Genomic DNA, 13,783 nt, shown 5'->3' on the forward strand with positions numbered 1-13,783 from the left:
AGCGACTTCCCTTGCAGCGCGCTGCCTGAATATCGAAAGTTCTCCAGCCGACTGCCACTTTACCTCCACTGAGAGGTTCTCAAGGCTGACGAGGGCTGCACGAGCTGATGTTAGTCAGCGTTGGTGAAGGTAACGTACTGACGCCCTGATCGTGCTCCACTTCACCCATCATCGACAAGCCGCCGATGTGCATAGACGTACACGAGCGCCTCCTGGCGAGCATTTTCGACAAGAGTGGCAGGCCCATGTCCGCCCTTGAAATCCTCATAGTAGAAATACGGTTGGCCAAGCGCACGCAGCCTCGCGGCTGCCTTGCGGCCGTGCGCTGGATGCACGACGTCGTCGTTAGTCGCGCTGAGAATGAACGGAGCCGGATAGGTTCTGCCTGGCACCAGCTTCTGATAAGGCGAGTAACGCTGGATCCATTTGCGTTGGTCGGGAATGGCGGGATCGCCATATTCACCCCTCCAGGGCGCGCCCAATGTCAGCTTGGTGAACCGAAGCATGTCGAACAACGGTACCTTCGCGATCGCTGCATTGAAGAGATCGGGGCGCCGGGTCAGCGCGGTTGCCACCAGCAAGCCTCCTTGGCTAGCGCCGACCACTCCCAGCCGCCGCGGGCTTGTGACCTTCCGCCTGATCAGGTCCTCCGCAACTGCGATGAAGTCCTCCCATGTGCGCTGCTTCGATGCTCCCTGGGCAGCCTCGTGCCAGTGCGGCCCTAGCCCGCCGCCGCCGCGCAAGCTCGCTACGACATATGCGTTGCCCTGTTCGAGCCAGAGTCGTCCCATGACCCCATCATAGGACGGCAGGAGGGGATGCCCAAAGCCGCCATAGCCATAGAGAAGAGTAGGAATTGAACCGTTGAGACTGGCGTTGCGGGGCCGTACCAAAAAGTAAGGAATACGCGTTCCGTCGCGCGAGGTCGCCTCGAGTTGCTCAACGACATGTCTAGACGCGTTGAAGCTTTCACGCGCCACCTTCAAGGACTCAAGGTGTTCGGTTTCGGCGTCAAAGTACCAGAGTGACGTCGGCTTAAGGTAGTTGGAGACGGTGAACACTACTCGATCGGAAGTATCGGAAGCGGTTAACAGGCTGACATTCGCATTCTCTGGAAGTGGGATCGACGTGACCCCCCAAGTGCCGCGGTCGTACCTGTAGGCGAATGCCTTGCCCTGAAGATTGTCGAGGACTGCGAGTATCAACAAGTTCTTGCTGCTGAGGAAGCCGCTGAGTTCCTGTCGAGGCCCGGTCTGAAAGACAAGCGAGGGCCTGGCGTGCAGCGGATCCCGCTTCCATTCCGCCAAATCATACGAGATTATCGAGCCGGCCCTGAAGCCGGCGCCACCGAACGGCGCCCAATCTTCATCGAGGTCTTCATCAAGTTTAATGAGCAGGCGGCCACCGGCGATGCCGCCGATCTCCGCGCGTTTGGGCAGACTGAGCTTGATTGGCCCCTTGAGTCCCAGGAGTATATACTCCCACTCGTAGCGGCTAGTGTATCGTATGGCGCCGGTCGCATGGACCGCGCCCTCACTGTCTCGCACCACGAATGGCTCAACCCTATAATCGGTCCGTTCGCCGCGAAAGACCTCGCGTGCTTGCGCGAGCGGCTGAGAGCGCTTGACCTCCTTCAAGACGAAGGGATGACCGGCACGTGTCATGGTCCCTTTGCCCCAATCTCGCGCAACCAGAATAGTGTCGCGGTCTATCCAGTCGACGTGCTGCTTTCCCTCAGGGAGATTGAAGCCGGTTTTGACGAAGGCCTTCGTATCTTGGTCAAATTCGCGTACAAATGCAGCTTCCTTTCCGCCATCGAAAAGTTTGACCAAGCACAGCCGCTCTTCGGGCGGTAGGCATATGGTGTCTCCGTCGTTAAAAACCCAATTCTTCTTCTCCTTCGCAGCTAACGCGTCCACGTCCAGAATAGTTTCCCATTGCGGCTCCTCGGTGCGGTAGCTATCAAGCGTGGTACGACGCCAGATGCCGCGCACGTGCTTCTCGTCTTGGGTGAAATTGTCCAGGCCGCGCCATCCCAACGAAACCTTCGGGATGTCGTCTCGGGCCTTCGTGATGATGAGCGCGTCCTGGTGGAAGCGCTCATAGCGCCAATCCGATTGTAGGGTCATTCGTGTCTTACGGGTCTCGTTGCGAGCCCACGTCAATGCGCGCGGCGCCTTCCTCTTCTCAAGCCAAAGAAAAGGATCACCTGCCGGCACGCTGGCCACTAAGGTATGGGGAAACGCCGAGGAGAACAAGCAAGTGATGGAGAGTGATGCGGCGAGGAGGAGCGACTTATTTAGGGGCATGTCCTGGACTGGGTCAGCCGACCAAGTCTTGCGAACTGGACGGAAGCTTCGAAGGGCTGGAGTTGGTCTCAAAGAGTCACATGGGAGATCGGCGTCTGCGACTCGCCTGAACTCTGCAAGAGGCGGGCCAATCAAAGCAGATGGAATCTCCAGTCGCCCGAGGCCGAGAAGCACCTGAACTTGGTTTCAAGCACGACAATCCCACCAACTTTGTCAGTATCCTCTCAAAAACGGCAGTCCCGGCGCGAGCTCCGCGCCCTCCTCCAAAGATATACTCTCCTAGTTCTCATATCGGCTTTCGGACGCAAAACGCTTTTATCTATCTTGCAGCAGGCCCTCAAAGTACTTGAACCGCATCCCCATAACAGGATCGAAGATCTCATGCCGTGGCGATTCCGCAAAACGTCACGCCAGCCTCATAAGGATCAAACGAAATGAACGAAGCCCCGCCCGGATACGGAAAGGGCGCTGTTGCCGCAGCGGGCGAGTGCTTCAAAGATCGCCTGCCAATGTCCGCGCTTGGCCCAGCGATTGAAACGATTGTAGATCGTCGTGTACGCACCATAGTCGGGCGGGCAATCGCGCCAGCGTGCGCCGCACTGAAGCATGTGAATGATACCGCTGATGATGCGTCGATCGTCATCGCGCGCCGGGCCAGTCTGGCTCGTGGGCAGATGCGGCTTTGAGCGCACTGCTTGTCGTTGTGCCAGAACAGCCCTTTGCGCATCGAAGTGCCCAGCGCCGAAATCAACTCGGTGCAAAGGAATCAGAGTTCGCTAATTAGGTACAGACCCTATATTCGCGCGCAGCCCCGAGGGAGCTCTGGCGTCTAGATAACACAGCGCGCCAATCGTCATAAGGCGACCATAGTATGAGACCCAACGATGTCTCACAGGGGTCTCGATGTTTGATCGCTCTAGGCGTAATACGAATCACGAACCTCCCCGAGTTGGAGCTGTTCAGGTTCATCGCGCTTGGCTTGCTCATTCCAGAACATGTTAGTCTACGTGCATAGCTTCGAATAGAAAGGCGTCGTTTGGGGGCTGCATTCAATTGTAACGAAGCCCGCCAACGCCGCGTGAAAACATGACCGAGCTTATACCCTGGCGCGAGTTCCTATGATTGCCTCTTTTTTACGATCGTCCCTCCGAAAAAACTATGTTACAAGCCGCTCGTCTCAAAAGGAGCATTCATCGTGAGAAAAGCAACCAAGAAACGCGTTAAGCGGCGCGAGTGGACGAAGGCAGATATCAAAGAGCTCAAAGTCCATTCGAAGGCTCGGACCCCGGTCATAAAAATAGCAAAAATGACCAAACGCAGCGTCGGCGCGCTGCGCCAGAAGGCCTTAAATCTCGGAATCGGACTCGGACATCAGCGGTAATTTTGAGCAACGCTGGCTACTGTAGGGCGGCTCGCGGGCCGCCCTCTATGGCCAGAGAAATTTTGTCGCAAATTAGCTTTGCCGATCCGCGCTGAGAGAGTGTTTCACGCACGTGCTGGATGGCCTTTCAATGTCGCGGAACGGGCTCCAGCGCCTCCTCATCTTTGATGCAGTGTCTTGGAAGGCGGTTTCGACCACGAAGGCCGCTTGCGATGTATGATCGCGAGTGAAGACTTAGTCATAGCCATAGCTCTGTCTCGAAGATTTGCCGGCTGGAAATTGTCTAGCAGGGCGCTCGGCGCCATTGAATGTGCGAAGAAGAGCAGCGGGTCACTGCCGAGAGGCACGATGGCAACTGTAACGGCGAGGCGCGACCCGAACGGATCCAGCTGAAGTCGATTCGATGGCTGGCGATGAGCATCTTCAGCTCACGCCGGGATCACTCGCAGTAAGTCCCGCCACCCGCGCCAGCGGTCGCGAGGACACTGTTCTGGCGCGCTTAACTCGGTGTCCATCAAACCGGCAGCAGCTCATACCAATCTACTTCGCGCGAATTAGAAAGAGGGACAACGCTGCAAGAGCAGGTAAATCAAATCATTGGTACAGTTCGGGCGGATGGGCTTGCGAACAACAGGCCGGCCGGAGCCATGGCTCAGTGTGTCTTGGCGGACCAACGGCAGCGATACGCGCTGACAAGATTGCTGCACCTTGCCAAGTGAGATGTCCACGACATGGTCTGCTTCTTTGCCGCACCCGCCGAGCTGTCCGCTCTTTTGCCGAACTTGTTTGGTGTATGCCGATCATCAGCGAGGTGCATGTCGCATTTATGTCTTCAGTGCCCCAGCAACAGGCAGCTTGTGACTAAACGTATTAACCTTCCATGTGCCGCGAGCGTTCTTCGGCAAACGTCCGTATAGTTCGCTCCAACCTTCCCATATCCGCAATCAATCTTCGTGCAATTGAGCTGGCGCTTGACTTCGTTTCAACTGTAGAGCAATCGAGGCGGCGATTGCAGTTATCCTTCTGTAACCCCGCCGATCGATCGAACTAATCGGTTCTCAAGTCATGAGTGGCAGACAAAATTCTTGTCGTTTTAGCGCTTTGCGGGTGGTTTTGTTTCGCTCAATCGAGCGAGCGCCAACAGGGTTCGCCTTTCAAGCACGAGGGTCTGAACGATGAGCGGACGTTTTGGCCGTTCGCCTGCGGTGTGCTTTCTTCTCGGTCTTCCACGATCCGGGACGACACTCCTGGCGCATTTGCTCCAGCACCATCCAGACATTTTGGCTCCGCCTGAACCCTGGTTGATGCTGGCGCTTGAAGCATTTGGCAGGGTGGATCAGCGCCATCCGGCGGGTAGCTCACTGATTGAGGCCGCGACCGCCGAGTTCCTGGAGCGGATAGATCGCACGATCGCCAGCCGCGCTTTTGCCGATGCAGCATATGATCAGTATCTGGCAAAAGCGGGCAAGCGCATCATCCTAGACAAGACACCACGCTATTGGTCGGCGCTTGGGTTTCTTGAATCTGTCTATCCAGAAGCGCCACACATACTTCTGATGCGCAATCCCTATGCCATCGCCGCTTCACTGAAATCGACGTGGGGCATCCCACTGCGGGCAGAAAGCTCGCATTCGGTCAGCGTGTCCGCTCTCGCCGATCTCATGCTCCGTCTGCCCGACGCCGTCATAACTTCACTCGCCGATTTGGTTCTGGGCCTTCCCAAGCTCGCCGCGCACCGCACTCGTCCGCAGACACAGCTCGTGCAATACGAACTGCTCGTGACAAATCCGGACGAGGAAACCGGGCGTCTGTTGACGGGGCTCGGCTGTGATCCAGCGGTCGTCGAATCGTCGGGGATGAGACAAGCAGATTATCTTCGATCGAGCAGCTTCGGAGACCGAAAAATCCTGGAACGAAACGCCGTCGACCAAAGCTCTGTCAAGGCATGGCAATCTCAATTAAGCGTCGAAGAGATGCAAACCGTGACCGATCTGGTGGGCGCCGAGCTTTTGCTGGAACTCGGATATGAGCAGGAACTGCTGCATGCACAGCAAGCCGGAGTCCTGGATAGGGGAGGCGAGGTAACCGAACTTTATCGTCAGATTTTCCGAACCTGGTGGGATTTGCGAAGTACCAAGGCGGGAGCATTATCCGGCCCATCTCACGCTGGAGAGTCGGTCCACACGACGGCTGCCCAGTTGCAACAGGCGCTGTTGGCGTCAGAAGCTGATCGAGCTACGGGGCTGGATGCCATTCGCAACCGCGACGCGGCCATCGAGATGTTGCGAGGCGAGGTCGCGCGGCTTCATCAGATCCTCAATATCCCCTAGGGGATCTGAATGCTGGCGATCAAAACACGCTGGCTGATTTAGCCAAGATCCTTAACCCGCACGAGCTGATCTCCCAATCAGGTGTGACGCAGGCGCCGGCCGCACCAGCGGCGGAATGCGATATGCTCCCGCGTCTGCAAGTCTGCTGTCGAACGGGGCTTGAGCTCATGGACGAGCCATGCGTCTTGGCCAGCCGCTTCCGCGCGGATATTCCCACTCTAGGCTGGAGCCATAGAACGGCGAAGAACAGAGATCTTGCATCGAAAGAAGACATATGCTGCCGAAACATCTGCGCCGCCTCGAAGCTGAATCGATTGAAATCATGCGTGATGTGGTCGCCGAGTTCAAAAGGCCGGTCATGCTTTACTCGATCGGAAAAGACTCAAGCGTGATGCTGCACATTGCGATCAAGGCGTTCTATCCGGCGAAATTGCCTTTTCCCCTGCTTCACGTCGATACAACCTGGAAGTTCCGCGAGATGATCAGCTTCCGGGACGCGACAGCCAGGCGGCTCGGCCTCGACCTGATCGTCCATGTCAACAAGGAGGGCATCGCGCGCGGGATCAATCCGATCGATTCCGGCTCCGCGCTCCATACCCAGGTGATGAAGACCGACGCGCTGAAGCAGGCGCTCGACCTCCACGGATTTGATGCAGCCTTTGGCGGAGCGCGGCGCGATGAGGAAAAGAGTCGCGCAAAAGAACGGATACTCTCCTTCCGTTCGGCCGGACACGTATGGGACCCCCGTAACCAGCGGCCGGAGCTCTGGAGCCTGTTCAACACACGGATCCGCCGGGGCGAAACCATGCGCGTGTTTGCGATGTCAAACTGGACCGAGCTCGAGGTGTGGGAATACATCATGCTCGAGAAGATTCCGGTCGTTCCGCTCTACTTCGCAAAACAAAGACCGATAGTGCGTCGAAATGGTGCGACGATCATGGTCGACGACCAGCGATTGCCGCTTAACTGCGACGAGACGCCGGACATGCGGATGATCCGCTTCCGCACGCTTGGATGTTATCCTTTGAGCGGGGCCATTGAATCCGATGCGACCACGATCGAAGACATCGTCGCAGAAATGCAGACTACGACTGTGTCGGAGCGCCAGGGACGCCTAATTGATACCGATGAAGCCGCTTCAATGGAGAAGAAGAAGCGGGAAGGCTACTTTTGATGCTTACAAAGCCGACAACGGAACTGGTCCCGGCCAGGACAAAGGATCAGCTGCGGTTCATCACATGTGGCTCGGTGGACGACGGCAAATCGACGCTGATCGGCCGATTACTGCACGACAGCAAGATGATCTACCACGATCAGCTCACGGTGCTGGAACGCGACAGCGTCAAGCACGGTAGCACCGGGAATGACATCGACTTCGCGCTGCTCGTGGACGGGCTGGAGGCCGAACGGGAGCAGGGCATCACGATCGACGTCGCCTACCGCTTCTTCACGACGCCGCGGCGCTCCTTCATGGTGGCCGACACTCCCGGCCACGAGCAGTATACCCGTAATATGGCTACCGGCGCCTCGCATGCTCAGCTCGCCATCATCCTGATCGATGCCCGCAAAGGCGTGATGGTTCAGACCCGCCGCCACTCCTTTATCTGTTCGCTGCTCGGTATTCGTCATGTCGTGCTGGCAGTGAACAAGATCGATCTGGTCGCATACAACAAGGAGTGCTTCGATCGGATCGCCCGTGACTATCTGGCCTTTGCCGGCGGTCTCAGCTTCACCTCGATCGTTCCGATCCCGATCTCGGCCCGCTACGGCGACAACGTCGTGGACCGCTCCGCCCATGCCAACTGGTATCATGGTCCGTGCTTGCTCGAGCATTTGGAGAGCATTGACATCCAGTCCGGCACCGCAAGCCAGGCTTTCCGCTTTCCGGTCCAATGGGTGAACCGGCCAAACCCGGATTTTCGGGGCTACGCCGGGTCGGTGGCTTCCGGGAGGATCTCGGCAGGAGACGAAGTCGTTGCCGCTGCGTCGGGACGGACCACGCGCATCAAGCGGATCGTGACCCACGATGGCGACCTTGTCGGCACCGAAGCAGGGGATGCGGTTACCATTACACTGGAAGACGAAATCGATATCGGTCGTGGCGATATTCTGTCGCGACCGGACGACCGACCGAAGGTCGCCGACCAGTTTGCCGCTTATGTGATCTGGATGGACGAGGAGCCGCTCGCTCCCGGACGCAATTACGTCCTGCGGATTGGATCGCAGACGATGTCCGGCAGCATTACCGCAATTAGGCATCGGATCGACGTCAACACTAGTGAGCATCTGGCCGCCGGGACGCTTTCCCTCAACGAGATCGCCTTCTGCGATGTTGCGACCGCAGTGCCCGCAGTATTCGATCCTTACGACGTCAATCGAAAGACCGGATCATTTATCGTCATCGATCGTTACACGAATCGTACGGTCGGGGCCGGCATGATTGCCTTTCCGCTGCGGCGGGCCACCAATATTGCTAGGCAAGCGCTATCCGTGGACAGGAGGGAGCGCGCCGCGCTCAAGAATCAGAAGCCTTGCGTCATCTGGTTCACTGGCCTGTCTGGCGCGGGAAAGTCGACGATTGCCAACCTCGTTGATCAAAAGCTGTTTGCGATGTCGCGGCATACCATGCTGCTGGATGGAGACAACCTTCGGCACGGATTGAACGCGGACCTCGGCTTCTCGGAGACGGACCGCGTGGAGAACATCCGGCGTGTCGGCGAAGTTGCCAAGTTGATGGCGGACAGCGGCTTGATCGTGATCTGCTCGTTTATCTCGCCCACTAGGGCCGAACGGGACAGGGTGCGCAGCCTGGTTGGCAAGGAAGAGTTCATAGAAGTCTTTGTCGATACGCCGATCGAGGAATGCGCGCGGCGAGACCCAAAAGGCCTGTATTCAAAGGTGAAATCCGGCAAGATCAAGAACTTCACCGGGATCGATTCGTGCTACGAAGCACCAACAACACCGGAGGTTCATCTCAGGACCATGGAACAGACCCTAGAGCATTCAGCGGAAGCGGTAGTGGATGTCTTGATGGCGCGCTCAATTCTTGGTAGTTAGATGTCCCTCGTGTAGCACCATCGATTCGCACATTATCCTGCTGGCTCGGCCAAGGTGATTCAGCTCAGGCGGGCTGCGATCGAACTTTTGGCTCTAAAAGAACAAAATGGTCGCACCCACTCGTCGACTGCCCGCTTCCGGTTATGTGCTCGAAGTGGATGGCCAATTCAAAACCGAGTACGCGAGCAGAGATGGAGCATGGGCGGGAGCGGAGGAGCTCAAGAAACGCCGTCCCATGCTCCAGATCAGAATCTACGACGCGATGACAAAGGCCAGAGAGGAAGTCCGACTTCCAGCAAGTTGAGTTTTTCGCTTGGCGCGTCTTGCTGCGCGTGCGGCTAGCGACACGCCGAGCTCCCGTTAAAACCGAGCCCGGCAGCGTCTCGGCCGGCTTCGATCTCTGGCGCAGTATGAGGGGGCCTCGGTTTTCCGAGCCTGGCCGCATCCGGCGAGCGGGCGCTTGCTTCAGTATATTGACCAATCTGAACGTAGCAGTCGGCTAGACTCCCTGATGTCGCGGCCATGCCAGCTTTCGGGAAACCTGCTTCCTTTTGGCCCGCAGCTCGTCGGCGGCACGGCCTGCCTACGCCCCGCGCCTTCGCATTGCGAGACAAAGCAGCCGCGAACCTTAGCCATCCCGCGCTGCGCTAGGACCTCCGCCGCGCTTCGGGTTCTGCTCCGTTCCGCCTGCCGTCGTTGATTGCCACAAAAAGCGGCCGTGGGGCGCGGCCCAAAAGGCAAGGGAGCTCATCCATGGCAAGCGACAAGCGCGATGATCTGCTCTGGTCAACCGTCAACCTGTTCGACCGCGCGGTAGACCGCGTCGAACGAGAGTTCGCCATCAACGAGCAGGAGCGCTGCAGAGGAGCCAGCGCGAGCAGAACGGCTCGGAGGTGCGATCCGTCGAACCAGAGCGCCTCACGGCCGAGGTACCTGCGCTCCTTGAGTGCCGCGACGCGATAGAACTCCGGCTCACCTTGGGGCTCAGGCTTTGGACCAGCCGTCCACAACGGCACGCTCACCACGGCGATGATTGATCCGTGAGACGTTTCGCCGCAAGCGGCGCGCAGAACCGAGACATGCTGCCAGCCTAGCGATCGCTTTCAGAGAGGGACAGGTGCCACTCATCTGGAGTCGGCTCGACGTAGTCCTAGCAAAGCAGGACGACATGTTCTGCTTCACGACGACTCGCCGAAAGGTGTCGAACTGATCGTTGCTAAGCGGCCAGCGATCCAAGATCGCTCAATTGCCTTCAAGCCGGACTCGACCACAGCCTGCCGAGGCCGCTCCATTCAAGCGCAACGACGTGATAGCGGCAGTCATGTGCGACGAGGGCGTGCAGTTTCTGGGCACCAGCATCCAGGAGGATCTCGCCGGCACGGGGGAGAAGCTCGGCGCCATCTGCGGTTGGCGAGCAATCGTACGTGAAGGGGAAGATTGGGCCATCACTTACCTGCAGGTAGCGCGCTCGCAGGCGTAATGCCGACGGTCCTGATGTCGAACTCTCAAATGATTCTCTCGCTGTGAATCTCCGCATTCTGCTGCCTGCGTCGGCTTGTCGCCGCCAGATGGGAGTAGGTCGTGAAAAATTCACGCGAGAAAATCCCCGGAGAGGGTTGAAACGCCCCTAACGTCAAGTTGTACGATCTCGAAATGGACAACGACAGTCATCAGCGTCCCAAACCCTTCAACGCGCGACGGAGTGCGAATGCATCAAGTGACGAGCCCCACGCATCAGACTCCCGCTGCCAACGACGATCATCAAGTGTGCCATGCCTTGATCTGCATCCGGGGGCGATGATCGGACTGAATCGTTTTTCCTAACGTCAAGTTTGCCTGAATGGCGCAGGTTCACACGTAAGTCGGTCGGCCCACCTGACGCTTCGTGACGCAAGAAGGCGACCGCGCTCAAGCCTGCGCATGCGTGATGGCTGGATGAGAGAGCGCGTCGGCGCCAATTGCGTTCGAGAGCGCGGTGGCAAAGCCAATTTCTGGGAGGTCTGAATGGTGTCAGTGAGGAGCTTTGTGAAGGATCGTTCTGCATCTGGGATGAGATATGGAGGTTGTCATCCGACGGTTTTCGACAGCGACCAGAAACGCGCCCGCGATCAATGGCGTTTGACCCGAAGCTGTTGAACCCAGGAAATCGACGCTCGCCACAGGGGCTCCCTGGTAGGTTGGACGTACTCCAGATCCATTGACCAATACAACTTGAGGAGGAATGGTCTTGACAAGACAGCGCTCTTTGCTGACGCCTGGTCCATTGTCGTTATCGCTGGCGGTCAGGAGCCAGATGCAGCTTGATCTCGCATCGCGCGATTGCGAGTTCAAGGAAGTGACCGCCTGCATGAGGCGGCTGATGCTCAACTTGCTAGGAAATGCTGATGACTATTCGGTGGTGCCTATTCAGGGAGGTGGCTCCTTTGCGATGGAAGCCGCTCTCTCTTCATTTGTGTCCCGAGCCCACAGGCCGCTCGTTTGCATAAACGGCATCTATGGCGAGCGCATTTTGCAAATTTTGCGGCTGTGGGGCGTCGAAGCACTGAAGCTTGTCAAGCGAGCGACCGATCCTTTGGATCCTCAAGAAATTGGCGAGCATCTGAGCCAAAATCCTGGCGTTACGCACCTATGTTTCGTGCATTGTGAGACGACAACCGGAATCGTCAATCCGCTGGACGCGATCGTGGAGGTGGCAAGGCGACGTGGCGTAAAGACCATCATCGATGGGATGAGTTCTTTCGGCGCCCTTAATATCGACCTGAGCCAGCGTGGACCTGACGTCCTGGTCACGTCGAGCAACAAGTGCATAGAAGGGCCGCCGGGAGTAGCGTTTGTCATCGCGTCTCGCGAGCTGCTGGAGAACGCGGTTCAAGAACCGAGGTCTTTTGTGCTCGACGTGAGAGATCAATGGCTCTCGCTCGAGCGCACCGGTGAATGGCGATCGACCCCTCCAACCCACATAGTTCAGGCAACAACAAAGGCCCTGAAGATTCTGCACGAGGAGGGCATCGATGCCAGGCGCTGCAGGTACGAGAAGGTCCGGGACGATATCGTCAAAGAACTCGAAGGAGTGGTGTCTCCGCTGCTGTCCGCGGACTTGCAGTCGCCGGTCTGCGTCGCGTTCAGTGCACCGTCCGGAATCGTGGACCAGGCAGGATTCGATGGGCTGTATCGCCACTTGGCGGCCCATAACCTTTACGTCTACTCGAAGCTCCATCTTGCGACGCGGAGTTTTCGCGTTGGTTGCATTGGGGAAATCCAATCCAGCTGGATCGAGCAGTTGGGGTGCGCTTTTCGTACATATTTCCGGTCCGGTCAGGCTCGGTCAGCAAGGCCGATGTCGGGCCAAGAGGCATGCGGGGCTCGCGTAAAAATGCCAGCTCGAGCGGCTGAGGACCCGCGGCTGCCGTTTTCCGCCGAGACTGCTGTTCTGCATGCGGGCTATCGACGCGACCCGGTGACGAAAGCCGTCGCAGTGCCAATTTACCAGAATACGGCTTATGAACTCGATGGCGATCTAAACCACATTGCTGACGTCTACAACGTCAAGGCCGATGGGTTCACCTACACCAGGATCATCAATCCGACCACCCGCGCGCTGGAAAAGCGCTACGCTGCCGTCGATACGGGAAGCGACTCGCTCGCCGTTGCGTCAGGTCAAGCGGCGACGTTCCTTGCTATCGTCAACCTGTCAAGTGGCGAGGTAGGGGACAATGTCGTCGCCTCTCCGTATCTGTATGGCAATACCTGGAACCTGCTCCACAACACACTAAAGCGCCTTGGGATCAGCGTGAGGACAGCGGATCCTCGAAGGCCCGAGACGTTCGAACGTGCCATTGATGATCGCACGATATGCCTGTTCGGAGAGGTAATTTCGAATCCCTGTCTGATTCCGCTCCCCGTCAAACAGCTGGCGGAGATCGGCCGAAAGTACGGCGTGCCCTTGGTCGTGGACAATACGACGACGCCACTGGTATGCCGGCCGTCAGATCTTGGCGCCGCTATTACGACGTACTCCGCAACGAAATATATATGCGGCCACGGCACGACGCTCGGTGGACTGATCGTTGACAACGGCGAGTTTAGCTACCGGGGAGCCTCTCGCTTTCCCTTGTTCAACCGTCCCGACGATGCGCATGGCGGAATCGTTTGGCATAATGCGGTGCGCGATGTCGACGATCTTGGAAAGAGCGAGTTTCTTCTCAAGGCTCGCATGACCTGGTTGCGCGATACCGGCGCGGCGATTGCGCCGTTTGCGAGCTTTCAACTGATCCAAGGTCTTGAAACGCTGCCACTTCGCATGAAGCAGCACTGCGCGAATGCCAGGATCGTGGCTGACGTTCTCAAGGAGCATCCAAAAGTGCGCCGTGTCTTCTACCCGGGGCTCTTTGAAGGCGCCGATCGGGAAACCGTTGAACAGACACTAAATGCTGCATACGGACACGGGGCGATGGTCATGTTCGAAGTGGAGGACGAACAAGCCGGGCGCAAGTTCATCCAGAACGTCGACTTGATGTATCACGTTTCGAATGTAGGCGATGCCCGCACGCTCGTGACCCATCCCGTCTCGACGACCCACACCACCGTCCCGCGGGAAAAGCGCGAAGCCGCCGGCATATTTGGCGGCTCGATCCGCCTTTGCGTCGGCATCGAAGATGTCAACGACATCCTGCGCGATCTGGACAAGGCGCTTTCCGCAATCTGAC

General features: G+C 57.8%; 7 protein-coding genes and 1 pseudogene. 6 read left to right on the top strand and 2 right to left on the bottom strand.

Translation table 11 applies throughout. The features are described from left to right. Nucleotides 1-161: 161 nt before the first annotated feature. Nucleotides 162-2,309, bottom strand: a complete 2,148-nt coding sequence (locus tag ACNJX8_RS11095) for a prolyl oligopeptidase family serine peptidase (RefSeq protein ID WP_439360636.1) — start codon at nucleotides 2,307-2,309, stop codon at nucleotides 162-164. 452 nt (nucleotides 2,310-2,761) lie between these two features. Next, nucleotides 2,762-3,019 (bottom strand): annotated as a pseudogene (locus ACNJX8_RS11100) (transposase); the annotation flags it as partial. A gap of 485 nt (nucleotides 3,020-3,504) precedes the next feature. On the opposite strand from ACNJX8_RS11100, the gene ACNJX8_RS11105 reads away from it, so the two are divergent. The 6 genes from ACNJX8_RS11105 (at nucleotide 3,505) to ACNJX8_RS11130 (ending at nucleotide 13,782) form a co-directional block, all read left to right on the top strand. After that, nucleotides 3,505-3,690: a hypothetical protein gene (locus tag ACNJX8_RS11105; protein WP_128946061.1), complete on the top strand. Its 186-nt coding sequence runs from the start codon at nucleotides 3,505-3,507 to the stop codon at nucleotides 3,688-3,690. 1,175 nt (nucleotides 3,691-4,865) lie between these two features. Beyond that, nucleotides 4,866-6,020: a sulfotransferase family protein gene (locus tag ACNJX8_RS11110; protein WP_439360637.1), complete on the top strand. Its 1,155-nt coding sequence runs from the start codon at nucleotides 4,866-4,868 to the stop codon at nucleotides 6,018-6,020. Nucleotides 6,021-6,294: 274 nt separating this feature from the next. Then, nucleotides 6,295-7,194 (top strand): sulfate adenylyltransferase subunit CysD, encoded by a 900-nt coding sequence (gene cysD, locus ACNJX8_RS11115; RefSeq protein WP_128946063.1) that lies wholly within the window; start codon nucleotides 6,295-6,297, stop codon nucleotides 7,192-7,194. Next, nucleotides 7,194-9,077, top strand: coding sequence for a sulfate adenylyltransferase subunit CysN (gene cysN, locus ACNJX8_RS11120; protein WP_439361883.1), 1,884 nt, complete (start codon nucleotides 7,194-7,196; stop codon nucleotides 9,075-9,077). The genes cysD and cysN overlap by 1 nt, the downstream gene beginning before the upstream one ends. A gap of 1,321 nt (nucleotides 9,078-10,398) precedes the next feature. Then, nucleotides 10,399-10,557 carry a hypothetical protein gene (locus ACNJX8_RS11125; protein ID WP_164939557.1) on the top strand — a complete coding sequence of 53 codons (159 nt, stop codon included), beginning with the start codon at nucleotides 10,399-10,401 and terminating at the stop codon, nucleotides 10,555-10,557. A gap of 813 nt (nucleotides 10,558-11,370) precedes the next feature. After that, a complete protein-coding gene (locus ACNJX8_RS11130) occupies nucleotides 11,371-13,782 on the top strand; it encodes a 2-aminoethylphosphonate--pyruvate transaminase (protein ID WP_439360638.1) in 2,412 nt (803 codons plus the stop codon). Nucleotide 13,783 lies beyond the last annotated feature (1 nt).

Source organism: Bradyrhizobium sp. SPXBL-04 (assembly GCF_051853035.1).
Lineage (GTDB): Bacteria > Pseudomonadota > Alphaproteobacteria > Rhizobiales > Xanthobacteraceae > Bradyrhizobium > Bradyrhizobium zhanjiangense.

Bases quoted from the DNA above. Each gene is read 5' to 3' on its own strand.
- ACNJX8_RS11110 (WP_439360637.1), top strand. From the start codon at position 4,866: ATGAGCGGACGTTTTGGCCGTTCGCCTGCGGTGTGCTTTCTTCTCGGT.
- ACNJX8_RS11095 (WP_439360636.1), bottom strand. From the start codon at position 2,309: ATGCCCCTAAATAAGTCGCTCCTCCTCGCCGCATCACTCTCCATCACT.
- ACNJX8_RS11125 (WP_164939557.1), top strand. From the start codon at position 10,399: ATGTGCGACGAGGGCGTGCAGTTTCTGGGCACCAGCATCCAGGAGGAT.
- cysD (WP_128946063.1), top strand. From the start codon at position 6,295: ATGCTGCCGAAACATCTGCGCCGCCTCGAAGCTGAATCGATTGAAATC.
- cysN (WP_439361883.1), top strand. From the start codon at position 7,194: ATGCTTACAAAGCCGACAACGGAACTGGTCCCGGCCAGGACAAAGGAT.
- ACNJX8_RS11130 (WP_439360638.1), top strand. From the start codon at position 11,371: ATGCAGCTTGATCTCGCATCGCGCGATTGCGAGTTCAAGGAAGTGACC.